Consider the following 25,909-nt stretch of genomic DNA (forward strand, 5'->3'; position numbering starts at 1 on the left):
ACCACAACCGGCGCCTGTTCAGGCGCCGGCAAGTTTCGATTGACTGATTGTGTGACCAGCAGGGTCGTTTACTTGTTGGCCAGACCGACCCGCAGATCGGTTGCCTTGTAGATGGGTTCGTCATCGGCTTTTAGCCAGCCGTCTGCGATCCCGAGAACAAGACGACCCTTCATGACGCGCTTGAAGTCTATGCCGTATTCGACTTTCTTGACCTCGGGCGTCACCATGCCCTTGAACTTCACTTCGCCAGTTGACAGTGCCATGCCCTTGCCCGGCAGGCCAAGCCAGCCAAGGAAAAAGCCTGTCAGTTGCCACATGGCATCAAGACCGAGGCAGCCCGGCATCACCGGATTGCCCTGAAAGTGGCACGGGAAGAACCAGAGACCCGGATTGATGTCGAATTCGGCGCGTACATAGCCCTTGTCGAATTCTCCACCCGTCTCGGAAATGTCCGTGATCCGGTCGAACATCAACATAGGGGGCAATGGCAACTGCGCGTTTCAGGTCCGAATAGTTCGCCCCTCGCACAGGCCAGAAGATCCTCGTAGGTGAAGCTTGAGCGTCGCTCGGTCATCAGATGTCCGTTCTTTGTCCCTGCCTGTTCGTTCTCGACGAAATCTCCAAGCCGGGAGTGGTTATGTCTACTTGTTTGGCGCTTTTCCTATCACAGGGCAAAGACCTAAGGAAGGTCGTCTCTTCAGGAACTTTAGCGCAAAAAAGCTTAAAACCTAGGAAATCTGTCTATTTTATGATTGGCAGGATGGTCGGTGTCAAAGCGTCGCAGAGTAAAAACTTGCAAGTCAGGCCCCAGATAAGGCACATATAGAATAAGTTCAGTTAAAAGACGTGAACGTCTTGCAGTGCAGCGATCAGCAATTTGGATCCCGCGCATGATCAAGGACCTTAAATTGGAATGGCAGACATGACGACACTCCATCATGGCGATCATGACCACGACGTGACGGATATGTTGCGCGGTGCAGGTTTGCGCCCAACGCGCCAGCGGGTTTCTCTTGCCGAATTGCTCTTCTCTAAGGGCGAGCGTCACATCTCTGCCGAGGTGCTTCACGAAGAAGCGACCACCGCAAGCGTGCCTGTTTCACTGGCGACAGTTTACAATACGCTGCACCAGTTCACGGAAGCCGGGTTGCTGCGCGAAGTCGCCATTGATGGCAACAAGACATATTTTGACACCAATGTCGGTGATCATCACCATATGTTTATCGAGAGCGAGAACCGTGTTGTCGATATCCCCGCCAAGAGTGTGCATATCGATCAGATCCCGGATGCACCTGAAGGTATGGAAGTTGTTCGCGTTGATGTGATCGTCCGCGTTCGTCCCAAGGCCTGACCTGTCGCTGGGGCCAATTTTCAGCGCAGAATAGCGACCGCGTGTGATGCGGAGGCTGTTCAGGCTCCGTTTTCATTTGTCCATTCGTGGATGTCGATTATGGTGCCTGTTCCCGGATAAGGTCGTCGGGCAAACCAGCGAAAACCCAGGGTGCCTGCCAGGCGTGCCGATTTCTGATTTTCCGGATCCATGATGGCGTAAAGGCCATTCATTTCAAGCGTCTCTGTGGCAAATCGCATCAGCGCAAGGGCAGCCTCTTGCGCGTAGCCTTGACCGGTATGCCGGTTAAGGAAAGCATAGCCCAGATCGGGGAGCGGAAACCCTTGGCGTCGATAGATCCCGACGTATCCTAAAGGCACGTCGTCTTCCTGCCGGATGACCATGTAAGACCCGAAGCCGTTCTGCTTGTAGCCGCGTTCAATCACCTGCACGATGTAGCCAATTGCGTGTTTTTGCGACGCAATGCCGCGATCTCCGATGAAACGCAGATAGTCTGGCTCATTCATCAGTTCGACAAGAAAAGCACTGTCGTGACGTTCGACCGTGCGAAATCGCAATCGCGGCGTTGCCTGCGGGCACTGTATCAAAGGTCCAGCCTTGTCTTGTTGTCGGCCACGAGCTTTGCCGTTTTCACGGCAATTTCTGGAACAGCATCAAACGGCTCACGCTCGGGGCTCTTGCACAGATCGTAAATCAGGCAGCGTTTGCAGTCTGGTTTGCGTGCCTTGCAGATGTAGCGTCCATGCAGGATCAGCCAGTGGTGGGCGTGCAGGGAATATTGCGGCGGAACAGCTTTTTCCATCGCCTTTTCGACCTCAAGCGGTGTCTTGCCTGGCGCAAGGCCGATGCGATTGCCAAGCCGGAACAGATGTGTATCGACCGCAATTGTCGGATGACCGAAGAAGATGTTCAGCACCACATTGGCGGTCTTGCGACCGACGCCGGGAAGCCGTTCCAGGGCTTCCCTGTCTTCTGGTACTTCGCCGTTGTGTTCGTTGACAAGCAGGGTCGATAGAAGAATGACGTTTTTGGCCTTGGTCTTGTAAAGTCCGATGGTGCGGATTTCCTCACGCACGTGGTCCTCGCCAAGTGCCAGCATCTTTTCCGGTGTATCGGCAATCTGGAAAAGATGCTTGGTGGCGCGGTTGACTCCAATATCGGTGGCCTGGGCCGATAGCACCACGGCAACCAGCAGCGTGTAGGCGTTTACGTAGTCCAGTTCGCCTTCCGGTTCTGGATTGTCGGCATGAAACCGTTTGAAAACCTCAAGCGCCTCAACGCGAGAATAGCGCGATCGTTTCAGGGTCTTGCCTTGGTTCGGCGACAGAAATTGTCTTGCGTTTCTTGGCGGCGGGCTTGGTTTTGCTGGCGGGGTTTGTGCTGCTTGGCATGATCCGTCTCGAGCTGGCAATATTCCAGGAAGCATTCTTCCTCTATACTCATCATCCATGATGGACAACCATGATGCCAGCGCGAGGACGTTTGAGGAGCCGTTAAGCCGCGAACAGGGCTGTTTTTGCGTTGTGTTGACGCCTTTTAGATCGCTCGGACCGAATGGCTTCATTCTGGTGATGGCATTGGTCTGGGGGGTCAGCTTTTCGGCAGGAGTGGGCTTCTTTCTTCTCGGGGCCTTGCCTGTTGTGGGGTTTTTCGGGCTTGATGCGCTGCTGATCTATGTGGCTTTTCGCCTGAATTATGCGTCAGCGCGGATGCGTGAAGAAATTTATGTCGATAATACCCACCTGACGATACGTCGATGCGGCCCCGGATCCCGCGAGCAGCGTCATACGTTCAATCCGTTTTATGTCCGCTTGCAGATCGACGAAGACGTGGACGACGGCGTCACTCGTGTCGCTGTAGAAGCGCGGCAGACCGTGGTTGTGGTTGGAGCGTTTCTCAATCCGCTAGATCGAACCAGTTTTGCCCGGGCCTTTGCACAGGCTCTGGCAACAGCGAAAGCCGGAGCTTTTTGACTTCCTGTTATGGCGAAGCAGTAGAGGCATCATCGGGACCGCCGGCGCATGGGCATATAACGCGGACGACTGGTTGCAACCATCAATACGACTGAGGAGATGGCGGTTATTGCCGCTGCAATAACGACGGCACGATAGTCGAGGACACTGGCGATCATGCCCATGCCGACGCTGCCGATCATGCCGCCCAATGTCATTCCATTGACGAAGATGGCTGTGGCCTTGCCGGGTCTGTCTGGCATGAAACTCTGGATGTATGTGATGCCGACGCCAGCAAAAAATCCGTAATAGATCCCTTCAAGGCAGGCAAAGGGCACCAACTCCCACACTGTGCTGATCTGTGCCATCAAGACATAGACGATCACGGCCAGAAATGCAGAGAGGATCAGGATATTTCGCGCGCCATGGCGTTCTGCAAGCCGAACAGACCAATAAATTCCGATGATCTCCATGAAGCACTTCAGCGTCAGAGCGAGGCCTGGAGAATAGGCCGGTAATCCGACTTCGTTGACGAAATACAGCGATTCTGCAGAGACGAAGAGGGCATTGCCAAGATTGATGAATATACACGAGGTGATGGCGACCAGAAGTGGCCAGTGAAATCGTGGCAGGACCACGCCCGGGCTGGTGCTTGATGCGTCAGGTGCCCGAAAATCCTTCGGAACCGTGTAGGCCCACATGATCAGCCACGCGATCCCGAGGGCGGTGCCGGTCAAAAAAGTCCAACGGAAACCGATCAGGCCAAACAGGATGAAAGTTATTGCAGGGCCGACCATCCAGGAAAACGATGCTCCTGCCCGTAACAAGGCGTTGTACCTTGGCAATGTTGAGTCCGACCTCGACGGCGTAAAGACGCCCAAAGGTCAAAGAGGTCGAGATGGCGGAGTTGGCGACGCCAAGCAGCAGTGAGCCGAAGATGGTGAGCACGATTATGCCAGCACCACTGGCCAGCAGCAGACTGAACAGCAGAAACGAGATGCAGGCCGAGCCGATAAGCCAGCGCACAGGCACCGAGCGGTCGAGCATCGCTCCGAACCAGCGATTGACCAGTATTGCGGCTGGTGCCTCGATGGCGATGAAAATGCTTATTTTCCAAGGCGTTTCATGCAGGCCATTGACGATGTAATAGCCAAGCGCGGACAGAACCATGGCGGTACATGTCGAGCCAAGGGTCAACAGCACCAGAATTCGGTAGCCTTGCGGTGGGATGCCAAAGCGTTTCAGCATGGCTTGTGGTCCATTCACACATGCGACCGCAGCCTTGATCAGGCGACGGCGGGAGCGATCAGAGGTGCTCCATTGGCAGGGTTTTGCAGTTCGTGAGAGGCCCAGACAAGCGCGATCAGGATATTTTGGCCTGATGGGCCTGCATTTTCAAACTGTAGAGAGCTTCGAGGGCTTCTCTTGGTGTCATATCATCCGGATTGATCTTGGCAAGAGCTTCCTTGAGTAAATCCGGCTGGCTTTCTGCTGTTTTTGCAGGCACGGTTGCCTGCTTGATGCTGGCGAAAAGCGGTAATTCATCAATCAGTGACTGAGAAGAGCCGCCTTTGCGGTCCTGTTCTTCAAGCTGGGTTAGCACGTGTTGTGAGCGGGCAACCACACTCGCCGGGAGACCGGCAAGCTTGGCCACCTGAATACCGTAGGAGCGGTCAGCGGCTCCCGCAATGATCTCGTGTAGAAAGACAACCTCGCCATCCCACTCCTTCACGGAAACGGTGGCGTTGGACAGCCGCTCCAGCTTTTGTGCCAGTGTGGTCAGTTCATGATAGTGCGTAGCAAAGAGGGCGCGTGACTTGTTGACTTCGTGCAGATGCTCGATGGTTGCCCAGGCAATTGACAGGCCGTCGAATGTCGCGGTTCCCCGGCCGATTTCATCGAGAATAACCAGAGATCGATCGCCTGCCTGATTGAGGATAGCGGCGGTTTCAACCATTTCCACCATGAATGTGGAGCGACCCCGGGCCAGATCGTCAGCAGCGCCGACGCGGGAAAACAGGCGATCAACCACACCGATATGCGCCGCCTGAGCAGGCACGAAGGATCCCATCTGCGCCAAAATCGCGATGAGCGCATTTTGCCGCAAGAAGGTTGATTTACCCGCCATGTTGGGACCGGTGATCAACCAGATGCGGCCCGTTCCATTAACTTCATCCTGTTCCGGACCAAGGTTTGCGCTGTTGGCAACGAAGCTGTCGCCGCCATTGGCTTTCAAGGCATTTTCAACGACCGGATGGCGGCCATTTTGAATATCAAAGGCGCGGGTTCCGTCAACTTGCGGACGTACATAGCCATTTTCCTGTGCCAGTTTTGCCAATGCAGACGAGACATCCAGGACGCTGAGGCCCAAGGCCGCAGTCTTGATACTGGTCTCTGCCGCAACGATTTGCGCGCAAAGCCGGTCAAAAATCTCCATTTCGATGGCCATGGCACGTTCGCCAGCGCTGGCGATCTTGGATTCCAGGTCGGCGAGTTCCGTTGTGGTGAAGCGCATTGCGCCTGCCATCGTCTGCCGGTGAATGAAACGACCGGGATCTGCCTGTAACTTGTCGGCTTGCGCGGTCGGCGCTTCGATAAACCAGCCCAGAACATTGTTGTGTTTGATTTTCAACGAGCGGATGCCAAGGTCTTCGGCATAGTCGGCCTGAAGACGGGCAATGACCTTGCGTGACGCATCGCGCAGACTGCGCAACTCATCAAGCGTTTCGTCATACCCGGGCGCAACAAAGCCGCCGTCCCGCTTCATCAGCGGTGGTTCTTCCTTGATGGCGCGGCGCAACTCGTCACCCAACGCATGCGGTGCTTGCGACAGGCTCGCGGCAGCCTCTTTGACTTCATTGGGAAGGTCGTGCCCGCCTGCCGCCATCTTCGCGTCAATTTCAAGGGAGCGGGTCAGTCCTTCCGTTACGGCAAGTATATCGCGTGGCCCTCCCCGATTGAGGGCAATGCGCGACAATGCCCGTGCCATATCAGGCGCCCCTTTGAGAATCTGCCGAACGCCTTCGCGCATGATTTCATTGTCGTGAAAGAAAGACACGGCATCATGGCGAGCCTGAATGGCGACGGGATCGATCAAGGGTCCGGCCAGACGGCTTGCCAGCAATCGTGAGCCGCCTCCGGTCACGGTGGTGTCGATCGTAGCCAACAGGCTGCCTTGTCGTTCGCCTGACAGAGTACGCGACAGTTCCAGATTGGCGCGTGTGGCGGGATCAATGAGCATACGCCCTGCCCCGGCTTCGCGCGTCGGAGGATCCAGTGGTGGCCTTTGGCCTAACTGGGTTTTTTCGATATAGGAGAGAATACCGGCGGCGGCGGACAGTTCGGCGCGTGAAAAGGTGCCAAAGCCGTCCAGGGTCTTGACGCCGAAATAATGCGACAACCGGTCGGTCGCGGTGGCGCCGTCAAAGAAGGCGCGGGGCACCGGTGACAAGGCACCTGTTGTCTGTTCAGCGATCTGACGCACGTCTGCTTCCTGCAACAATGTGTCGGGCAGAATGAGTTCGCGTGGGCTGATCTGCGCCAGGTCGGCGGAAAGTCTCTGGTCGTCTGTCTCGGAGACCTGAAATGAGCCGGTGGATATGTCAATCCAAGCCAGACCATAGGTGCTGTCGCCTGCAAGAGAGCCCCCTTAAGGCGCGTCATGGCACAGAGATAATTGTTGGAGCCAGCATCGAGAAGCCGCTCTTCCGTCAGCGTGCCGGGGGTCACCAGCCGAATGACATCGCGTTGTACAACTGATTTTGCGCCGCGTTTCTTGGCTTCAGCGGGATCTTCCATCTGTTCGCAGACGGCGACACGGTGGCCAAGGCCGATCAGCTTTTGCAGATAATCATCGGCCGCGTGCACTGGAACGCCGCACATGGGGATGTCTTCGCCCAGATGTTTGCCACGCTTGGTCAGTGTAATGCCGAGGGCGCGCGAGGCGATTTCGGCATCCTCGAAAAACAGCTCGTAAAAATCCCCCATCCGGTAAAACAGCAAGCTGTCCGGGTTGGCGGTCTTGATCTCGATAAACTGGGCCATCATGGGCGTGACCCGGGTATCGGCTGCTTTGGCTTGGGATGCTGAAACGTCTGACATGGCGACAACCTATCAAACCCCTCGTTGGCTTTCACGAGGGTTGCGCGTTAGAAGCTGTGCCACCATGTCAGTTTTCCGGGGAAAACAAGGGCTTGAATCATGCTTCAATGTGGTTGATCAGATCTGTGGGCTTTTCGGTTTGCAACTGCTGAAGAGTGTTGGCTGCTGCTGGCATGTTCATCCGTTCTCGGCAATGAAGCTTGCGGTGCCATAAAGATGTTGCAAGTCATAGAGCGATGGATTGTTATAGGCGCCTTCTGGCCACAGCTGAAATCCTTGAGGGTTTCAAGGCCTCCCAGCGCTTTTCAGCGCACTATCAGATGTGATCTCAGGGATGACCGACAACAAGATCAAGATTTGCGGCCTTACAACCGAGGCCACCGTCGAGGCGGCGCTGGAGGCAGGTGCCGACATGATTGGTCTTGTCTTCTTTCCGAAGAGCCCGCGCCATGTATCCTTGTCACAAGCCTGCAAGCTGGCCGATATGATCCGTGGCAAGGCTGAAATCGTGGCGCTGACCGTGGATATGGATTTTGACAGCCTGTCGCGCATCAACGAACTGGTCGGGCCTGACATGTTTCAGATGCACGGCAAGGAAACGCCGGAAGCCTGTGCCGTGGTCAAGATCATGCAGGGGCCGAAGATCATGAAGGCCATTGGTGTGTCGGAAGCCGCCGACTGGAAAAAGCGCAAGAGTATCGCACTGTCGCCGACCGCATTTTGTTTGACGCCAAACCGCCTAAAAACTCTGATGTTCCAGGCGGAAATGGCATTTCTTACGATTGGGGATTGTTGAAGGGGTTGACCTCAAAAAGCCCTTCATGCTTTCCGGGGGTGACGCCGGACAACGTGGCCGAAGCCATTGCGCAAAGCGGTGTCACCAGCGTTGATGTCTCATCTGGGGTCGAAACGGAACGAGGCGTTAAGAGCGCCGATCTTATTCGCAGGTTTGTGATTGCCGCGCGGGCTGCTCAATCTGCCATGAATGAAGCATAATCAGGGAGTCTCTCGCGTTGACCAAGATCGCTAACAGCATGAGATCAGGACCGGACGACCGGGGGCATTTTGGTATCTTCGGTGGACGCTATGTCGCCGAAACCCTGATGCCGCTGATCCCGGAACTTGAACAAGCCTATAAAGATGCCAAGGCAGATCCGGCGTTTGCAGCTGAAATCGAGACGCTGAACACGCATTACACCGGGCGTCCTTCGCCGCTGTATTACGCAGAGCGGCTGACGGAGCACCTTGGAGGTGCCAAGATCTATTTCAAGCGCGATGAGCTGAATCACACCGGGTCGCACAAGATCAACAATTGCCTTGGCCAGATTCTTCTGGCCAAGCGCATGGGCAAGACGCGGATCATAGCGGAAACCGGCGCGGGGCAGCACGGCGTGGCAACGGCAACGGTCTGTGCCCGCTTTGGCCTGCCTTGTGTCGTTTATATGGGTGCCACCGATGTGGAGCGGCAGAAGCCCAACGTCTTCCGCATGAAGTTGCTGGGGGCGGAAATCATTCCGGTCACGGCGGGTGCTGGCACCTTGAAGGATGCTATGAACGAAGCCCTGCGCGACTGGGTGACCAATGTCGATGACACTTATTACCTGATCGGAACGGCTGCCGGGCCGCATCCCTATCCCGAAATTGTGCGTGATCTTCAATCCGTTATTGGTCAGGAAACCAAGGAACAGATGCAGGAGGCCGAAGGCCGTCTGCCGGATGTTCTGGTCGCGGCCGTCGGTGGTGGCTCCAATGCCATCGGCCTGTTTCACCCGTTCCTCGATGACGCGGATGTGCGCATCATCGGTGTTGAGGCTGGTGGACATGGCCTTGAAGGCCAGGAGCATTGTGCGTCGATCACGGCAGGTAAGCCGGGAGTTCTGCACGGCAATCGCACCTATCTCTTGCAGGATGATGACGGCCAGATCTTCGAAGGGCATTCGATTTCGGCAGGTCTTGATTACCCTGGCATCGGGCCAGAGCACTCGTGGCTAAAAGACATTGGACGCGTTGAGTATGTGCCAATCATGGATACGGAAGCGCTGGAGGCGTTTCAGCTTCTGACCAAGATCGAAGGTATTATTCCCGCTCTCGAGCCGTCGCACGCACTGGCGCATGTCATGAAGCTGGCGCCGACCATGGACAAGGACCAGATTATTGTCATGAACCTTTGCGGGCGTGGCGACAAGGATGTCTTTGCCGTTGGCGCAATGCTGGGCTACGACCTCTGACGCAAGGCGACTTAACTTGTGGCTGCTTGCTCCAACGGGGCATGCAGTCACTTCAAACTGGCTTTCTGGTCGATTTTCACGCCGAATGAGCTGAGATTCTTGCCGGTAAGCCGTATTTCTCCTTCCTTTGATCGTTTCGTTGACAGGTAGGGACACACGCCCCTACACAGCGAAGGTCTGAAGGCATGTTTGATTTTCTGACGGACGTTCAGGCTGAGATTGGGACGATTGCATGACCGAAACGCGTATTGACCGCCGCTTCAAGGCCTGTGCCGACCAGGGCCGACCAGCACTGGTGACTTTCATCACTGCCGGAGATCCGGATCTCGAAACCTCGCTTGAGATCCTCAAGGCACTGCCTGCGGCTGGAGCTGATGTGATTGAACTGGGTATGCCCTTTTCTGATCCTATGGCGGAAGGCGTTCCGATCCAACTTGCAACGCAACGCGCGCTCAAAGCCGGTCAGACGATGAACAAGACCTTGGATATGGTGCGTGAATTTCGCAAGTCGGACGAGGACACGCCGATCATTCTGATGGGCTATTACAATCCGATTTACATTCGCGACCCCAAGGCATTCGTTCAGGAGGCCAAAAGCGCAGGCGTTGACGGGCTCATCGTGGTCGACATCCCGCCGGAAGCCGATGATGAACTCTGCATTCCGGCACTGGATGCCGGTATCAACTTTATCCGTCTTGCAACACCGACCACAGATGACAAGCGTTTGCCACAGGTCCTCGCCAACACCTCCGGATTTGTCTATTATGTCTCTGTCGCTGGCGTGACCGGGGCAGGCAACTTGAACACAACCAATGTTGCAAAAGCTGTAGAACGCATTAAAAGCCACACCAAGCTTCCCGTTGCGGTGGGATTTGGTGTAAAAACGGCAGCAGATGCAGAAGCCATTGGCCGGGATGCTGATGGTGTGGTCGTCGGATCGGTTCTGGTCAATGCCATTCAAGGTAGCCTTGACCCCGCCGGAAAGGCAACCGATATGACGGTAAGCGCTGTCACAGATATCGTGACGTCCCTGGCAGAAGGTGCTGCCCGCGCCCGCCGCGCGTAAAACGAAATTCGACGGGTTGGCTCCTGATGAGTTCGGCTCCAGTCAATATTTGTGTAAGAAAACGGACACACCCTCGTGAATTGGATCAATTCTCTCGTTCGGCCGAAGATCCGCGATTTGTTGAAAAAGCGCGAAGTGCCGGAGAACCTTTGGATCAAATGCCCGGAAACGGGCGAAATGGTCTTCCATCGTGATCTGGAGGCCAATCTCTGGGTCGTGCCGAATTCTGGCCATCACATGCGTATGCCGTCGAAGCGGCGTCTTGAGACGTTCTTTGATGACGGCCAGTATGAGCGTGTTGAAACGCCCGATGTGGCACTGGATCCCCTGAAGTTCCGGGACACCAAGCGTTATGTTGATCGTCTCAAGGATTATCGCGCACGCACGGGTGAAACGGATGCTGTCAGCGTTGCCACCGGCAAGGTCAATGAGACTGACATGACCGTTGCGGTGCAGGATTTCGCCTTTATGGGCGGTTCTCTTGGGATGGCTGCCGGCGAAGCCATTCTGACCGGCATGCAGAAAGCCGTCGCAACGATGACACCTTTCGTCTTGTTTGTTGCCTCTGGTGGGGCGCGCATGCAGGAAGGCATTCTGTCGTTGATGCAGATGCCGCGCACCACGGCCGGTATCCAGATGCTGCGCGAAGAAGGTCTGCCCTACATTGTGGTTCTGACCAATCCGACCACAGGTGGGGTTTCCGCGTCTTATGCTATGCTGGGCGATGTGCATATCTCTGAGCCGGGTGCGCAGATCGGCTTTGCCGGTCGCCGTGTCATCGAACAGACGATCCGCGAAAAACTGCCGGAAGGCTTTCAGAGTGCCGAGTTCCTGTTGGAGCACGGTATGGTCGATATGGTTGTCCCGCGGCATGATCTGAAAGACACGATTTCCAATATCTGCAACATTCTGATGAAGCGTCCGGCAGCAACTCCGGTTGCCATTCCGTCGCTTGAAGATATGGCAGAGCCTACGGAAACCGCTGCTGAGAAGCCGTCAGGCCAGGCTCAGTCCGTCGACTAGGGACGTGAAGAGGCGCGGCATCCAACAGGCGAGCCGTGCCCTTTGTCCAGTTTTGTGTGATCGGCTCAGGCTTCCGCGTTTCGGCGCAGAAGCTTGTGCTGGCCGCATGTTACTTGATCCGTGAGGATGCCGTGGATCAGATTGCTGCAATTCTTGATCGTCTTCTTGCTCTGCACCCCAGAGAGATAGACCTCTCCCTTGAACGCATACATCGCTTGTTGAAGGCGTTGGGATCTCCTGACACCCGTCTGCCGCCGGTCATTCATGTTGCCGGGACAAACGGCAAGGGATCTGTGACGGCAACCATGCGATCTATTTTGACGGCCGCGGGGAAGCGCTGTCACGTTTATACATCGCCCCACTTGTGCCGTTTCAACGAGCGCATTCGCTTGGGAGATGAGGATCGTTTCGTCTCCGACTCAGAGCTTTACCACGCGCTTGAACGTTGCGAACACGCCAATGGTGGCGAGGAAATAACCTTCTTTGAAATCACCACCGCAGCGGCCTTCGTGTTGTTTGCAGAACATCCAGCCGATGTGCTGATTCTTGAAGTGGGCCTTGGCGGTTTGCTGGATGCGACCAATGTCATTGATAAACCCCTGGCGACGGTGATCACGTCGATTTCGATGGATCATGAAAAGTTTCTCGGCAACACGCTGGCTGAAATCGCGGTCGAGAAGGCTGGAATTCTCAAACGCAATGTACCTGCGGTCTCCGCGCCGCAGGAGGATGAGGCGCGTCGCGTGATCGAGCGCGCTGCGGCCCGCCTCAAAGTACCTTTGCAGTTCTTTGGTGAGGATTTTTCAGGATCAGAAGATCAGGGACGACTGGCGTTTCAGGATGAAGACGCCTTTCATGATCTGCCCTTGTCAATTCTTCCGGGACAGCATCAGATCGTCAATGCCTCGGTGGCCATCGCGGCCCTCAAGGTGGCGAAACTCTGGCCGGGTGAAGAGGCCGCAGCGCGTGGACTGAAACACGTCAATTGGCTAAGGTCGGTTGCAAGCGCTGATCAAGGGACCGATTGCGAATTTGTGCCCGAAAGGCTCCGAGATCTGGCTGGATGGCGGGCACAATCCCGGTGCAGGCGTGACGATTTCAGCCTTTATGGCAGAACAGGAAGAGCGCTCATCGCGTCCTTTGTATCTGATTACCGGCATGTTGATGACCAAGGACCCGACGGGTTTCTTTCGTTCGTTCAAGGGCTTGGCACGTCATGTGACGACGGTGCCCATCACCACGACGACGACGGGGCGCTCGCCTGAAACTCTGGCCGATTGTGCCCGAGATGCGGGGCTTCCGGTCTCGGTTGCGCAAAATCTTGATGCTGCTCTGGCCAACGTGCTGGAACTGGCCGAGAAGGATGGCGAGCCTCCGAGAATTCTGATTTGCGGATCACTATATCTGGTCGGTGAAGTGCTGATGCGCAATGGAACTTTGCCACAATAATCAAGCCCCGGCCTGATCGATCTTTTGTATCATTCAGGTGGCGTGAGTGTTGCTCGCAACACGCCTTGTTCCCAGACCAGCATAGCGCGTTTGCGTGGCAGGCCGGAGTGATAGCCGGTCAGCGCTCCGCCTTGACCGAGGACCCGGTGGCACGGCAGAACGAAGGACACGGGATTGCGCCCAACCGCAGCGCCAACCGCTTGTGCCCCTTTCGGTTTTCCAACGCTGCGAGCAATATCCGAATAGAGGACGGCGCGGTCGAAGGGAATTTCTGCCAGTGCTCGCCAGACGTCGATTTCAAAGGCGCTGCCGCAGAGCATAATTTTCAGCGGCGCGGTGCGCGACCAATGGTCCGTCTGGAAAACTCTTTTTACGAAGGGCACTGTCATCTGTTGATTTTCGGTAAAAGCAGCGGCAGGCAGGCGCTTTTTCATCTCATCCAGAGCGTCCATCGGCCGGTGCCGTGTTGGAAACCCAAGAGCCACCAAGTGCTGGTTCATGACGATGAAAAGTCCCGGGCCGAAAGGCGTTGGGTGAATGCCATAGGCAATGTTCAACCCGTTGCCCTGCACGCCTTCGATTTCGGGTGAAATCGTGTCGATCTGCAGCCCCGGATCGGGAAGCGTTGTTTGGGACGCCTGTGTCTTTGGCTCCGGTTGACCGAAAAACATCTCCTCTCCGCGCAGCAGGTGCAAAGTATGTTGTCGTGTGGCCGCCCGCAGAAGCATGTCTGTGGTCAGGTTGCCCCAGCGGGCAAGGACAGCTTCAAATGCGCTCGGTGGTATTCCGAGGTGGCGGATCACCTCTGATTTGTCCGGTCGGCTGAGACTGTCCGGCGACACGATAGCCAAGGCGCGGCAGACAAGATCATAGTCTTGTCCTGACGATCGCGCCTGCCCATCTTGAGCGTCCGTTGCGCTGTGCGACATGAGGCAAATCCTCCAGAAATGTCAGGGCTTTGTCAGGTGCGCAGGGCAAATCTGTCGGGCCTGCACACCTGATGATGCGCCTCACTCTTGTCAGGCTTTGGGCAGTGCTTCGATTTCTGCGGCGACGGAACGGGCGACGGCGCGAGGATCATCCGCCTGATTCAATGGCCGCCCGATGACGAGATAGTCGCTTCCGGCGGCCACGGCTTCGCCCGGTGTCATGACGCGCTTCTGATCACCGGCAGGACTTCCAGCCGGGCGAATGCCCGGCGTCACCATGACCAGCTTGTCACCGATGACACTGCGCAGTTGGGAGGCTTCCGTTGCGGCGCAGACAATGCCGCCCATGCCAATGTCACGTGCCTGTGCCGCCCGCTTTGCGACAACCTCGTTCACTGTGCCAGCATATCCAGCCTCGGTCAGATCTGCGTCATCCATCGAGGTAAGAACGGTCACACCCAGCAGACAGAGAGCGGGATTACCTTCTTCGGTCAGCGCCTGCACTGCGGCCTTCATCGTTTTGGGATAGGCGTGCAGGGTCATGAAAGTGACGCCCATCTTGGCGACATTCTTGACGGCGCGCAAAATCGTGTTGTCGATGTCGTGCAACTTGACGTCGAGAAAGACCTTGTGACCGTCTTCAGCCAATTCGCGGGCGAATTCCAGTCCACCGGCAAATTGCAATTCCATGCCAACTTTGTAGACGCCGATGTCACCAGTTGTAATCTCGACAAGCTTTTCGGCCTGTTTCACGGTGGGCACATCAAGGCCCATGATGATGCGGTCTTTGGCGGTCGCGGGCGTGAGCAGATTGGCAGGCATGACAAGGGCTCCAAAAAGATGGCGGCAGGAATGATTTTCAGGCTGGATGAAGGCAAATTGAGTTCTTATGTCTTGGTGGCGCGATCAAGTCAATCTTGCGGACTGCTGCAATGTCGTGCACCGCACATTCTGTCTCGATATATTGTTCCCTTGCGCAAGGCAGGCTGCTAAAAGGGGGCGAAAACAGCCGAAAAGCATCCGGCGTCAGGGAAGGAGCCTATATGCGCACTGCAAAAACCGCGCGATCCACCAAGGAAACGAGCATTTCCCTTGAACTCAATCTTGATGGCACAGGCACTTACGACATCAAAACCGGTGTCGGCTTCTTCGATCATATGCTTGAGCAGCTCTCCCGACATTCCCTGATAGATCTGACGGTGCGCGCTGACGGTGATCTGCATGTCGATGATCATCACACGGTTGAAGATACTGGCATTGCCCTTGGTCAGGCATTCCGCGAGGCGCTGGGCGATATGGCGGGCATCACGCGTTACGCTGATACGCATCTGGCTATGGATGAAGCCCTGACCCGCTGTGCGCTGGATGTGTCCGGTCGTGCATATCTTGTCTGGGATGTGACCTTCGAGCGTGACAAGATCGGTACGTTCGATACTGAATTGCTGGAGGAGTTTTTCCGCGCCTTTACCATGAATGCCGGAATCACGCTGCACGTAACCAATCTTTACGGCTCTAACAGCCATCATATTTCGGAAACCTGCTTCAAGGCAGTCGCACGGACGCTGCGCAAGGCGATTGAGATCGATCCTCGTCAGGCGAACCGTCTTCCGACGACCAAAGGCCAATTGGGGGGCTGAGGACGCATAATATGACAAGCTACTATGTGATGGCTCCGAAGGAGCTGAAGGAACCGATCACCAGTCCGCATGATCTGGACAGTCTCGTGTTCATTCCTGATGCCTTTTCGTGGGGCGCATTCGTGATCTCGATTGTCTGGATGACCTGGCACCGCATGTGGGCCATTCTGGTGGTCTTTCTGGTCGCCTGCATTGCTGCGGAATCTGCTGCGCAATTGATTGGTGCTCCAGCGCCGCTGCTGGCAGCACTGGCGATTGCGTTTCTCTTCGGGCTGGAAGCCAACGGTCTGCGTCGCTGGAGCCTTGAGCGAGCTGGCTGGCGCGTCATGGGTGTCGCACTTGGCGACAATCAGACCGAAGCCGAACTGCGGTTCTTTGACAGCTTGCAGAAATCGGCCATCGGGACAGGCCCTTATGCAGAAGAAAAACCGGCTCCGATTGTCCGTCCGTCCGGTATCATTCCTAAAATCGGCCGCCAGCGTGTGGTTGGGCTCAGTCTGGGACGGGAGGCGCCTCGGTGAGTCTGGCGATTATTGATTATGGCTCCGGAAACCTGCGTTCCGCGGCCAAGGCATTTGAGCGGGTCGCGCAGGAAAATGGCGTGAAGGTGGATATTCTGGTCACCTCTGATCCAGATGACATTCGTAAGGCGGATCGCATCGTTCTGCCCGGTGTGGGGGCCTTTGCCGATTGCAAACGCGGCTTGAGCAGTCTCGACGGTATGATCGAGGCGATGGACGAAGCGGTCAGCCGTGATGCGAAGCCGTTTCTCGGTGTCTGTGTTGGCATGCAGCTTCTCGCCTCCCGTGGGCTCGAGTTTGAGACGGCAGATGAGCCTGGGCTGGATTGCAGGCGACATCGTGCGCATGGAGCCGGACGACAAGACGTTGAAGATCCCGCATATGGGCTGGAACACGATTGAGGTCAGTGAGGAGACCCATCCAGTTCTGAAGGGTTTGCCGACCGGGTCGAACGGCCTTCATGCCTATTTCGTGCATTCCTATCATTTCCTGCCCGCGCAGCGAGGAACATCGTCTGGCGACATTCGATTATGCAGGGCCCTTCACGGCCATGGTGGCGCGCGACACGATTGTCGGCACGCAGTTTCATCCGGAAAAAAGCCAGAAACTCGGCCTTGGCCTGATTGCAAATTTTCTGACCATGGGCGCCCTGAGCGGCAGCACACGTCATCCAACCAAAATGGTATTCTGACATCATGATCCTTTTTCCCGCCATCGACCTGAAAGATGGCCAGTGCGTTCGTCTGAAACTGGGCGACATGGACCAGGCCACCGTCTTCAACGACAATCCTGCAAAACAAGCGCGGATCTTTCAGAACCAGGGCTTCGAGTGGCTGCATGTCGTGGATCTGAACGGGGCGTTCAAGGGAGAGAGCGTCAATGGCGAAGCTGTCGAGGCAATCTTGGCTGCGACCACCAATCCCGTACAATTGGGTGGTGGTATCCGCAGTCTTGAACACATTGAGACCTGGCTGCAAAAAGGCATCGCTCGCGTGATTCTGGGGACCGTCGCCGTGCGCGATCCGCAACTCGTCAAGGAAGCCTGCAAGGCTTTTCCGGGCAAGATTGCCGTCGGCATTGACGCCAAGAGCGGTCGCGTCGCTGTTGAAGGCTGGGCCGAAACCTCTGAGCTGACCGCCGTGGATCTGGCGAAGCAGTTCGAAGATGCGGGTGTCTCTGCCATCATCTACACGGATATTGACCGGGATGGTATTCTCAAGGGCTTGAACTTGCCGTCGACACTGGAGTTGGCGCGCGCCGTATCCATTCCGGTGATTGCGTCGGGCGGATTGGCGTCAATGGATGATATTCATCAGCTTCTTGCACCGGAGTGTGCCCTTCTTGAAGGGGCTATTACTGGGCGCGCGCTGTATGATGGTCGTCTTGATCCGGCAGAAGCCATGGCCGCGATCCGCCGGGCGGGTGCAACTTCGAAGAGCTGAGACCGCTGAAGCGTCAGGCCAAACTGGAAATGAAGGGCAGATCATGCTGAAGGCTCGTGTAATCCCCTGTCTGGATGTGAAGAACGGACGTGTCGTCAAGGGGATCAACTTTGTTGATCTGATTGACGCAGGTGATCCGGTGGAAGCGGCCAAGGCTTATGATGCTGCTGGCGCAGATGAATTGTGCTTTCTTGACATTTCCGCCAGTCACGAAGGTCGTGATACGATTTACGATGTCGTGCGACGAACCGCAGAGGCTTGCTTCATGCCGCTGACTGTCGGCGGAGGCGTGCGCACCGTCGAGGATATTCGTAAGCTGCTTCTGGCGGGTGCCGACAAGGTGTCGATCAATACGGCTGCGGTTACGAACCCGGACTTTGTGCGTGAGGCTGCTGAGAAATTCGGCTCACAGTGCATTGTTGTTTCGATTGATGCCAAGCAGGTGAATGAAGAGGGAGAGCCCGAGCGGTTCGAGATTTTCACGCATGGTGGGCGCACGGCGACCGGAATTAATGCCATAGAGTTTGCCATTCGCATGGTGGATCTGGGCGCGGGCGAGTTGCTCGTCACCTCGATGGACCGGGACGGCACCAAATCCGGTTATAATATCGCGCTGACCAGTGCGATTGCCGATGCCGTGCATGTGCCGGTGATTGCGTCTGGTGGTGTCGGTAATCTGGACCATCTTGTCGAAGGCATTCGCGATGGCCATGCCACGGCCGTTCTGGCTGCCTCTATCTTTCATTTTGGCGATCACACCATTCAGGAAGCCAAAGCCTATATGAGTGCCGCAGGCATCCCCATGCGGATGGATGTTTGAGGGCACACTGACTTGAAGCGCCGGGCGGAGACCTTGGTGAGAAACGGAAATTGATGACCGATTTTACGCTCGATGATCTTGCCAAGATCGTTGCAAAGCGCGCGGAAAGCGACGACGAAAACTCTTACACCCGCAAGCTGATGGGCAAAGGGCTTGCAAAATGCGCCCAGAAACTGGGAGAAGAGGCCGTGGAGGCCGTGATCGCCGCCGTCACACGGGATCGTCAGGAACTTACGGCAGAGGCCGCAGACGTCCTGTATCACCTGCTCGTCGTGCTTCATGCATCGGATGTGTCGCTGGATGACGTGATGAGCGAACTTGAAAGCCGGACCGGACAGACCGGGCTGGAAGAAAAGGCTTCACGGCCGAATGCCTAATCACGCTCCTGCAAGCGCGCCGCCACGACGCCGGTCGAACAAGGCGTTTGCCCGCGAGATCAGGCTTTGCATGTAGTGGACTATTGTCTGATATGGATCAGCAGTTGAAAACCAGACGGGGCATGGATTTGTCCCCCTACCGCGTTTTTGATGAACGCGAATGGTCGCGCCTGCGCATGGATACGCCCATGACGCTGACAGGCATCGAGGTCTCAGAGTTGCAAGGGTTGAATGACCCCATGTCGATTGCCGAGGTGGAGCGGATTTATTTGCCGCTGTCACGTCTGCTTGCCTATTACGTTGAAGCGACGATGGGCCTCAATCTGGCAACGCAGAATTTCCTCGGTGTGCATGATGGCAAGACGCCGTTCATCATCGGCATTGCAGGGTCTGTTTCTGCTGGAAAATCCACGACGGCGCGCGTGCTTCAGGCCCTGCTTGCGCGTTGGCCGGCCAGCCCAAAGGTGGATCTGGTGACGACCGACGGGTTCCTCTATCCTAATGCGGTTCTGGAATCGCAAGGTCTGATGCAGAAAAAGGGCTTTCCCGAGAGCTTTGACCGCACGCGGTTGCTGGAGTTTCTGTCGGACATCAAGGCTGGTAAACGTAATGTTCGGGCTCCAATCTATTCGCACTTCTATTATGATGTGCAGCCGGGGCATTCGGTTGTCGTCGACAATCCGGATATTCTGATCGTTGAAGGCCTGAATGTTCTGCAAACACCGGACCTGCCCAAGGATGGCCGTGCGGTGCCGTTTGTGTCGGATTTCTTCGACTTCTCTCTCTATATCGATGCGGACGAAGACCTGCTGCTGGAATGGTATGTCTCGCGCTTCAAGCGCCTGCGGGAAACAGCTTTCCGTGACCCCAGCTCCTACTTTCACAAGTACTCGCATATCACCGATGAGGAAGCGGAAACAACGGCGCGGCGGATCTGGAAAGACATCAATCTGGTGAACCTGCGAGAGAATATTCTGCCAACACGCCCGCGCGCGGATTTGATCCTGACCAAGGCCCCGACCCATCGCATCATGGAAGTGGCTTTGCGGCGGATTTGATGATCGCGCGGGTGCCGTAGGATTGGAGATACAAAAAAGGCCCGGTCATTTGCCGGGCCTTTTTCATGTGTCGTTCTCAAAAGAGGCGCAAGCACTATTGTGCCCGGCAGAAAACCTCCTGCAGCCCGGGGCGGCGCCAGCTGACGTTGGAAGGGCCACCTTGAAGCGACATGCCATTGGCGGCGTAAAGGAAGCCCGCGCCTGCTGCCGCTTGAATCCGCGGCAAGGTGTATGAGCCATACCGGGCTTCGGCGATTGTTGCCTGCTGGCCATTGCGTGCAAATTCCACCTGCAGGTCGACGTTCTGGCTGCAGATGTAATTGACCATGCGGCCGGCAGGAACATTGCCCGGCCCGCGTTGCTGAGGCTGCTGCGGGCCGTTGAAAGACTGTTGCCCCCCACCGCCAACGCTTGCCGGGGGAAGAGGCTGATTCAAGCCGCCGCCAAACCCGCCGCCGTTGTTGTCAAAGCCATTGTCGTTGCGGTCGGCTGGTCTGATCGTATCATCATCCTGTTCGTCATAGGGGGCGGCTCCGGGCTGGTTGAAGCCCTGATTTCCGCCATCGCCCTGATATGCGCTGCCATCCACGATGCTGACTTCACGATAGGTGGAATCGACCACATAGATGCCCATACATTGGCCTGTTACAGCGTTTTTGATGGCCCAGGCATGTGACACGGATGTTGGTTGTTTCAACGTTTGCCCAGAGTTCAGGCTCGAATATTGACGGGTGCTGCCGTCATAGCTGATCCAGTCAACCTCGATGGCAAGATTGCTGTTGTTGTGGAACAGCATCACACTGGGCTGGCCGCCACGTTGGGACAGGACACGACCGAGCTGTGAACAGCCAACGTCAAAGCCGTTGTCGTTGGGCCCCATTTGTCCGGACCCATCCTGTGCGCCATTCATCTCTGCGACATCGTCATGTCCAGCGCCACGGTAGTCGCCTGAGGCATCATAATCGCCATTATTGCGACTGTTTGCGCCGAGGTCACGCGGGCCCATGCCTTGCTGATCGCCAAAGCGGCCGTTTTCTCCGCCGTTGTCGTAACCCGATTGGCCGGATCCGTAATCCTGCGAAGATCCCATTGCCGTGGCATCCTGGCCGTTGCCGGACCCACCGCACTGTTGCAGGAAAGTCTTCACGGGAGTGGCGCTGCCCTTGAGGGAAACCGTATAAGCGGGAACCCCTTCAATATCGATCTTGAGCTGTGATTCCGCAATCAGGACCTGCCAGATCGGATCATGCACTGACAGCTTCAATTCCGGCATCGACACGGCAAACTGCTGTGTCGGCGGAGAGCCGACCGCCTGATAGGTGAGAGAGAAGGTGCCGCCTGACAGGGTCACATCTTCTTCTTTGCCCTGCGCGGTGGAGGCAGATGTGGCGTAGAACATGATCGTGGCATTGCCAGAATGCGGGCGACAGAAAGCCTGAAAGTCGTTGTTGTCCGTCTCGGGGATACCATGCAGCAACTGTGCAACCTGTCCATCGGGTGTGCCCGGCATAAAGGACCAGGCACGACCGGCCGCCGGGTGCACGAGGATGTCATGCTGGGCGCGCTGCCCCGGTGACAGATGCTTTTGCAGACTTTGGCTGACAATGTCCGGCAAGCCCGTGGTGGCACGAGATGGCTTGGGCTGGCGGGAGGCCGGCGTTTGCACGGTTTCCAGCGGCTTCATCTTGGCATCATTGCCAGAGGACTTTTGATCGGAGGAGGCCTGTTGAGCGCTGTTGTGAGATGATTTCTTGTCCGCCGATCCTTGGCTGTTGTCCTGCGTTGGCATCTTGTCGCGGGGCGTTGCGTCTTTGCCACCGGATCCCGCGATTTCCTTCATGCCGGATGTCTTGGACGCAGGAACGTCCTTCTTCGCCTCGATAGGATTGCCGACGGGACCTTCCACACGGACCTGATCCATGTGGTCTTCCTTCGTCACTTCAATGATCACCGTGCTGCCTTTGCAAATATCGGCGCGACGGTTCAGCACACGGCTGTTCTCCAGCGTGACGGCAAGGCGGATCTGACAGCCCTGGGGGCTGGGATCATTGCCTTGTGTGTCGATCATCACGCCTTTGTCGTCGCGGCTGATCGCCGGGCGATAGTGGTCGTTCAACATGATCGAGCGGATTTCAGGCTTGGCCGGGTCCACCTGGATGCGCAAATTCTGCGGCACGGTGTCTTGCGCAAGTGAAGGGCTGGCCAGAAGCGTCAGTATGCCAAGCGCCCCCAGGCTCGTGGACAGGAAAATATGCGCGTGTCTGGCTGCCTTGAAGGGCATAAGGAAGATCTCCGTGAAGTGGCGGACGACAAGGCCCCTGCCTTCTTGTTTCACCAAATCGACAGCATTGCGGCAAAAGCACCCAATGGATGATGAAGTTTATGTAATCTTGCTCAACGCGGAGCCCGTTTTGCCAGAATCCGTTGCAAGGTCCTGCGGTGCATGTTGAGCCTGCGGGCGGTTTCCGAAACATTGCGATCGCACATTTCGAAGACGCGCTGGATGTGTTCCCAGCGTACCCGGTCGGCCGACATCGGGTTTTCCGGTGGCTCGACCTTGTCGTTCGGACCATGCAGTAGGGCGGTCAGAATGTCGTCCGGGTCGGCAGGTTTGGAAAGATAGTCGACGGCCCCGAGCTTTACCGCTGTAACGGCCGTGGCAATATTGCCATAGCCCGTCAGGATGACTGCGCGTGTGTCAGGTCGTGCTTCATGAATGGATTCAATGACTTCAAGACCATTTCCATCGTCAAGACGCATGTCGACAATGGCGTAGGCCGGAGCATGAAGCGCGAGCTTTGCCTTGGCTTCATTGACGCCACCAGCGGTTTCGGTGGCAAATCCGTGCCGCTCCATGGTTCGCGCCAAGCGTGTGAGGAAGACCTGATCATCATCAACGATGAGCAAGCTCATGTCTTGTGGCGTGTCTACTGCGTCCGTCATTCAATCGAGCCTGTGTTGGTCCGGGCAGATGGGCGGTTGCCCATTATCGGGTCTGCACCCCATGGTGCTGACCCTAAGTCTCAGATCTCGTTTATGGAACGAATTTCAGCCCTCGTCCAGTTTGTCGGAGCTTTCAAACGAGGTTCTGTGCCATTTGATACGGATTTCGGCACCGGTTTCCGGCTGTGTTCTATTGCCGATGAAGAGTTTCGCGCCGCTGCGTTCCAGAAGCGTCTTGGCAATGAAGAAGCCAAGGCCCAGTCCGCCGCCAGTCATTGAGCGGTCGTTCTGCCGATGTCGCATGGAAATATAGGGATCGCCAAGGCGCGCCAGCACATCGGGTGCAAAGCCGGGACCATCATCGCGCACCAGCACAACGGCTTCCTTTTCATTCCAGGTGGCGCGGATTTCGACCTTGGACGACGCAAAATCCACTGCGTTTTCGACGATGTTGCCAAGGCCATACTGGATGGCGGCATCGCGATTGCCGACAGGCTCTTCGCCTGTGCCTGCAAATTGCATGTCGATCTCGACGCCAAAGCCTCGGTGGGGCGCGGCAACATCTTCCAGAATTTGTGAGATCGCCAGGTACCGGAAGGTGTTGTCCTGATCGCTCGACAGGCTGGTCAGGCGTTTGAGAATACCGCGGCAGCGCTCCGCTTGTTGGCTGATCAGTTGCAAATCTTCGCGGTGCGGATCGTCGTCGCCAACATCTTCGCTCAATTCCTTGGCGGCCAGATAGATCGTCGCCAACGGCGTGCCAAGTTCATGGGCTGCTGCTGTCGCCAGTCCGTCGAGCGCGTTGAGGTGCTGTTCACGGGCCAGAACCAGCTCAGTGGCGGACAAGGCGGTGCCAAGCTGACGTCCTTCTTCGGCGATGCGGAATGAGTAGACAGCCATGAACCCGAGCGTCAGCACCAGCGAGATCCAGACACCGAGGGAGTAGGTGTGCGGCAGGGTGAAGATCTCGTTCGAGGACCACGGCAGCGGCAGGTGCCAGATCGCCAGGAACGAAGCACAAAATGCTGCCCCTATGCCCAGAAATACGGTGTGGCGCGATGACAAGGCTGTGGCGGACACAACGACTGGCGCAATCAGCAGAATGGCGAAGGGATTGCCCAATCCTCCGGTGAGGAACAGTAAGCCGGTGAGTTGGCACAGGTCATATGTGAGCTGGAAAATCGCCTCCCGCTCGGAAATCCGATAAGACATCGGGTAGCGAATGTTGAGGACAATGTTCAGCCAGTGCCGAAAAGGCGACCAGACCGAAGGCCCAGTAAATCGGCAATGAATAATTGAGCCCAACCTCGACATAGATCAGGGCAACTGTCTGACCGACAATGGCAAGCCAGCGCAGCCGAACCAGAGTGGCAAGGCGCAGGCGCTGGATGGAGAGCGAAATCTGGGCTTCAGGATTATTTATCATGTCATCTTTTTGCCGGGCTTTGTCGTTCAAGACAAGTTTGGCGGTCTTGTATGCTTGCAAACTAAATGATAGCCACCATAAACGAGATGTTAAGCAGCTTTGCTTGCACTGGGAGGACACGTGAGCTTTAACGGCAGCGCGCTGTCTCTAATTGCGAAACGGAATGGAAAAAATGACCGATACGAATGACAGCGGCGCACAGCCGCAGGCAGCAGAAGCCGGCGACGCACCGGGCATGAACGTCCTTGGACAGTACATCAAGGATCTGTCTTTCGAAAACCCCAACGCGCCGCAGTCCTTGCAGCAGGGTGATCAGCCGCAGCTTGACATCAACGTCAATGTTGGCGCGCAGCCTTTGGGGGATGGCCAGTTCGAAGTTGTGCTGACGCTGAACGCCAAAGCCGAACGTCCTGACCATGTGATGTTTGCTGTTGAGCTGGTTTATGCAGGCGTTTTCCGCATCACCGGCGTGCCGGATGAGCACATGCACCCATTCGTCATGATTGAATGCCCGCGCATGCTGTTCCCGTTCGCTCGCAACATTCTGGCCGAAGCGACCCGCAACGGTGGCTTCCCGCCGCTGCTGCTTGATCCGATCGATTTCGCCCAGCTCTATCGCCAGAACATGGCCGAGCAGGCACCGACAAATATGCCGAACTGATTTCAGTCAGTTTGAGCGACTTTTCAAAAGGCCGATGTTTTTGCATCGGCCTTTTTCGTGTCTTGGGTTCCGTTGAGGTGATGCGCCCTTTTGAAGGGGTGGTCTGCAAAAGTGATCAGTCCAGTTCCAGAACTTGCTCCCATGTCAGCGGCATGTCGCCGTTGAGAGGATTTTTCGCGGACCGTCGATAGCGGATTGTCTCCATGCGAAAGCTTTTGGCATCGAAGAGAACATGCCGTCCAACCAGCCCATCGCCTGCCCCGGTGATTTCCTTGATCGCTTCCATGGCCTGCATTGAGCCCATGATCCCGGTGATCGCGCCGAGAATTCCGGCTTCCGCGCAAGTCGGCAACATGCCCGGCGCCGGTTTCTTGGGAAACAGGCATCGGTAAGTGGGATTGGCGAGGCCCTCTGCATTTGTTTCAAAGGGCCTAAGCGTCGTGATGCTGCCGGAGAACTGATTGACGGCGGCGCTGACCAAAGGTTTTTTTGCAAAAAAACAGGCATCTGAAACCAGATAGCGAGTATCGAAATTGTCCGACCCGTCAATCACCAGATCATATTGACTGATGAGCTGCATGACATTGTGGCCGCCAAGGCGGGTGGGGTGCGGCTTGACATGAACATTGGGGTTGAGCCGGGCGATGGCATCGGCGGCGCTGGCGACCTTCGGCTCGCCCAGCATCTCGGTCTGATGGATCACCTGGCGTTGCAGGTTGGACAGAGACACTGTGTCATCATCGACAATGCCAAGGGTTCCGACGCCAGCCGCTGCAAGATATTGCAGGACAGGAGCACCCAAGCCTCCAGCCCCAACCACCAGAACCTTGGCCGCCTTGAGCTTCTGCTGGCCCGGACCGCCAATATCCCGCAGGACAATATGCCGGGCGTAGCGTTCGAGTTCTGCATCTGACAGCATTGTATC

Annotated in this window: 23 protein-coding genes and 5 pseudogenes; 16 read left to right on the forward strand and 12 right to left on the reverse strand. The window is 56.4% G+C overall.

Annotated elements, in window-relative coordinates:
- Positions 1 to 68 precede the first annotated feature (68 nt).
- Positions 69 to 574: pseudogene (gene fabA, locus AC0L7U_RS11170) on the reverse strand (3-hydroxyacyl-[acyl-carrier-protein] dehydratase FabA).
- A 348-nt stretch (positions 575 to 922) separates the two neighbouring features.
- On the opposite strand from fabA, the gene irrA reads away from it, so the two are divergent.
- A complete protein-coding gene (gene irrA, locus AC0L7U_RS11175; protein ID WP_473690724.1) occupies positions 923 to 1,351 on the forward strand; it encodes an iron response transcriptional regulator IrrA in 429 nt (142 codons plus the stop codon).
- A 59-nt stretch (positions 1,352 to 1,410) separates the two neighbouring features.
- On the opposite strand, the gene AC0L7U_RS11180 is transcribed toward irrA, so the two are convergent.
- Together AC0L7U_RS11180 and nth are read right to left on the reverse strand one after the other, a co-directional pair.
- A complete protein-coding gene (locus AC0L7U_RS11180; RefSeq protein WP_473690726.1) occupies positions 1,411 to 1,908 on the reverse strand; it encodes a GNAT family N-acetyltransferase in 498 nt (165 codons plus the stop codon).
- 26 nt (positions 1,909 to 1,934) lie between these two features.
- Positions 1,935 to 2,777: an endonuclease III gene (gene nth / locus AC0L7U_RS11185; RefSeq protein ID WP_473690728.1), complete on the reverse strand. Its 843-nt coding sequence runs from the start codon at positions 2,775 to 2,777 to the stop codon at positions 1,935 to 1,937.
- Positions 2,778 to 2,874: 97 nt separating this feature from the next.
- Here nth and AC0L7U_RS11190 point away from each other — a divergent pair, with 97 nt between their 5' ends.
- Positions 2,875 to 3,324, forward strand: a complete 450-nt coding sequence (locus AC0L7U_RS11190) for a DUF2244 domain-containing protein (RefSeq protein ID WP_473690730.1) — start codon at positions 2,875 to 2,877, stop codon at positions 3,322 to 3,324.
- A 29-nt stretch (positions 3,325 to 3,353) separates the two neighbouring features.
- Here the strand turns inward: AC0L7U_RS11190 and AC0L7U_RS11195 are convergent, their stop codons facing one another.
- The 3 genes and pseudogenes from AC0L7U_RS11195 to mutS form a co-directional block, all read right to left on the reverse strand.
- On the reverse strand, positions 3,354 to 4,004 hold the full coding sequence (locus AC0L7U_RS11195) for an MFS transporter (RefSeq protein ID WP_473690732.1): 651 nt from the start codon (positions 4,002 to 4,004) through the stop codon (positions 3,354 to 3,356).
- Positions 3,964 to 4,551: a hypothetical protein gene (locus tag AC0L7U_RS11200; protein ID WP_473690734.1), complete on the reverse strand. Its 588-nt coding sequence runs from the start codon at positions 4,549 to 4,551 to the stop codon at positions 3,964 to 3,966. The genes AC0L7U_RS11195 and AC0L7U_RS11200 overlap by 41 nt, the downstream gene beginning before the upstream one ends.
- A 115-nt stretch (positions 4,552 to 4,666) precedes the next feature.
- A pseudogene (gene mutS / locus AC0L7U_RS11205) lies at positions 4,667 to 7,404 on the reverse strand (DNA mismatch repair protein MutS).
- A gap of 334 nt (positions 7,405 to 7,738) precedes the next feature.
- Here mutS and AC0L7U_RS11210 point away from each other — a divergent pair.
- The 6 genes and pseudogenes from AC0L7U_RS11210 to AC0L7U_RS11235 all read left to right on the forward strand — a co-directional run bounded on the left by AC0L7U_RS11210 (position 7,739) and on the right by AC0L7U_RS11235 (position 13,170).
- Positions 7,739 to 8,200: a phosphoribosylanthranilate isomerase gene (locus tag AC0L7U_RS11210; protein WP_473690736.1), complete on the forward strand. Its 462-nt coding sequence runs from the start codon at positions 7,739 to 7,741 to the stop codon at positions 8,198 to 8,200.
- Positions 8,125 to 8,400 carry a phosphoribosylanthranilate isomerase gene (gene trpF, locus AC0L7U_RS11215; RefSeq protein WP_473690738.1) on the forward strand — a complete coding sequence of 92 codons (276 nt, stop codon included), beginning with the start codon at positions 8,125 to 8,127 and terminating at the stop codon, positions 8,398 to 8,400. Before AC0L7U_RS11210 ends, trpF begins: the two co-directional genes overlap by 76 nt.
- 38 nt (positions 8,401 to 8,438) lie before the next feature.
- The gene (gene trpB / locus AC0L7U_RS11220; RefSeq protein ID WP_473695773.1) at positions 8,439 to 9,632 is read left to right on the forward strand and encodes a tryptophan synthase subunit beta; all 1,194 of its coding nucleotides are present in this window, start codon (positions 8,439 to 8,441) and stop codon (positions 9,630 to 9,632) included.
- Between the two features lie 232 nt (positions 9,633 to 9,864).
- Positions 9,865 to 10,698 (forward strand): tryptophan synthase subunit alpha, encoded by an 834-nt coding sequence (trpA, locus tag AC0L7U_RS11225; protein WP_473690740.1) that lies wholly within the window; start codon positions 9,865 to 9,867, stop codon positions 10,696 to 10,698.
- A gap of 75 nt (positions 10,699 to 10,773) precedes the next feature.
- Positions 10,774 to 11,721, forward strand: a complete 948-nt coding sequence (gene accD, locus AC0L7U_RS11230; RefSeq protein WP_473690742.1) for an acetyl-CoA carboxylase, carboxyltransferase subunit beta — start codon at positions 10,774 to 10,776, stop codon at positions 11,719 to 11,721.
- Between the two features lie 131 nt (positions 11,722 to 11,852).
- Positions 11,853 to 13,170, forward strand: a pseudogene (locus tag AC0L7U_RS11235) (bifunctional folylpolyglutamate synthase/dihydrofolate synthase).
- A gap of 29 nt (positions 13,171 to 13,199) precedes the next feature.
- Here AC0L7U_RS11235 and AC0L7U_RS11240 read toward each other — a convergent pair.
- Both AC0L7U_RS11240 and pyrF read right to left on the reverse strand, forming a co-directional pair.
- Positions 13,200 to 14,099: a methylated-DNA--[protein]-cysteine S-methyltransferase gene (locus AC0L7U_RS11240; RefSeq protein WP_473690744.1), complete on the reverse strand. Its 900-nt coding sequence runs from the start codon at positions 14,097 to 14,099 to the stop codon at positions 13,200 to 13,202.
- Between the two features lie 90 nt (positions 14,100 to 14,189).
- Positions 14,190 to 14,921 carry an orotidine-5'-phosphate decarboxylase gene (gene pyrF, locus AC0L7U_RS11245; RefSeq protein ID WP_473690746.1) on the reverse strand — a complete coding sequence of 244 codons (732 nt, stop codon included), beginning with the start codon at positions 14,919 to 14,921 and terminating at the stop codon, positions 14,190 to 14,192.
- 221 nt (positions 14,922 to 15,142) lie between these two features.
- Between pyrF and hisB the strand changes: the two genes are divergently transcribed.
- From hisB to coaA, 7 genes and pseudogenes are all read left to right on the forward strand, one after another.
- On the forward strand, positions 15,143 to 15,736 hold the full coding sequence (gene hisB / locus AC0L7U_RS11250) for an imidazoleglycerol-phosphate dehydratase HisB (protein WP_473690748.1): 594 nt from the start codon (positions 15,143 to 15,145) through the stop codon (positions 15,734 to 15,736).
- Between the two features lie 11 nt (positions 15,737 to 15,747).
- Positions 15,748 to 16,257 (forward strand): DUF2628 domain-containing protein, encoded by a 510-nt coding sequence (locus AC0L7U_RS11255; protein WP_473690750.1) that lies wholly within the window; start codon positions 15,748 to 15,750, stop codon positions 16,255 to 16,257.
- Positions 16,254 to 16,948: pseudogene (hisH, locus tag AC0L7U_RS11260) on the forward strand (imidazole glycerol phosphate synthase subunit HisH). Before AC0L7U_RS11255 ends, hisH begins: the two are co-directional and overlap by 4 nt.
- Positions 16,949 to 16,952: 4 nt before the next feature.
- Positions 16,953 to 17,699: a 1-(5-phosphoribosyl)-5-[(5-phosphoribosylamino)methylideneamino]imidazole-4-carboxamide isomerase gene (gene hisA, locus AC0L7U_RS11265; protein WP_473690752.1), complete on the forward strand. Its 747-nt coding sequence runs from the start codon at positions 16,953 to 16,955 to the stop codon at positions 17,697 to 17,699.
- Between the two features lie 43 nt (positions 17,700 to 17,742).
- Positions 17,743 to 18,519: an imidazole glycerol phosphate synthase subunit HisF gene (hisF, locus tag AC0L7U_RS11270; protein WP_473690754.1), complete on the forward strand. Its 777-nt coding sequence runs from the start codon at positions 17,743 to 17,745 to the stop codon at positions 18,517 to 18,519.
- Positions 18,520 to 18,572: 53 nt separating this feature from the next.
- On the forward strand, positions 18,573 to 18,896 hold the full coding sequence (locus tag AC0L7U_RS11275; RefSeq protein WP_473690756.1) for a phosphoribosyl-ATP diphosphatase: 324 nt from the start codon (positions 18,573 to 18,575) through the stop codon (positions 18,894 to 18,896).
- Positions 18,897 to 18,988: 92 nt separating this feature from the next.
- Positions 18,989 to 19,954, forward strand: coding sequence for a type I pantothenate kinase (gene coaA, locus AC0L7U_RS11280; RefSeq protein ID WP_473690758.1), 966 nt, complete (start codon positions 18,989 to 18,991; stop codon positions 19,952 to 19,954).
- Between the two features lie 94 nt (positions 19,955 to 20,048).
- On the opposite strand, the gene AC0L7U_RS11285 is transcribed toward coaA, so the two are convergent.
- The 3 genes and pseudogenes from AC0L7U_RS11285 to AC0L7U_RS11295 form a co-directional block, all read right to left on the reverse strand.
- Positions 20,049 to 22,235: a VHL beta domain-containing protein gene (locus AC0L7U_RS11285; RefSeq protein WP_473690760.1), complete on the reverse strand. Its 2,187-nt coding sequence runs from the start codon at positions 22,233 to 22,235 to the stop codon at positions 20,049 to 20,051.
- Positions 22,236 to 22,348: 113 nt separating this feature from the next.
- Complete coding sequence (locus tag AC0L7U_RS11290) at positions 22,349 to 22,897, reverse strand: ActR/PrrA/RegA family redox response regulator transcription factor (RefSeq protein ID WP_473690762.1); 549 nt, start codon at positions 22,895 to 22,897, stop codon at positions 22,349 to 22,351.
- 105 nt (positions 22,898 to 23,002) lie between these two features.
- Positions 23,003 to 24,323, reverse strand: a pseudogene (locus tag AC0L7U_RS11295) (ActS/PrrB/RegB family redox-sensitive histidine kinase).
- Positions 24,324 to 24,495: 172 nt separating this feature from the next.
- On the opposite strand from AC0L7U_RS11295, the gene secB reads away from it, so the two are divergent.
- A complete protein-coding gene (gene secB / locus AC0L7U_RS11300; RefSeq protein WP_473690763.1) occupies positions 24,496 to 24,984 on the forward strand; it encodes a protein-export chaperone SecB in 489 nt (162 codons plus the stop codon).
- Positions 24,985 to 25,099: 115 nt separating this feature from the next.
- Here the strand turns inward: secB and AC0L7U_RS11305 are convergent, their stop codons facing one another.
- Positions 25,100 to 25,903 (reverse strand): HesA/MoeB/ThiF family protein, encoded by an 804-nt coding sequence (locus tag AC0L7U_RS11305; protein WP_473695774.1) that lies wholly within the window; start codon positions 25,901 to 25,903, stop codon positions 25,100 to 25,102.
- Between the last annotated feature and the right edge of the window lie 6 nt (positions 25,904 to 25,909).

The sequence above is a fragment of the Roseibium sp. 10G30-5 genome (assembly GCF_055809635.1).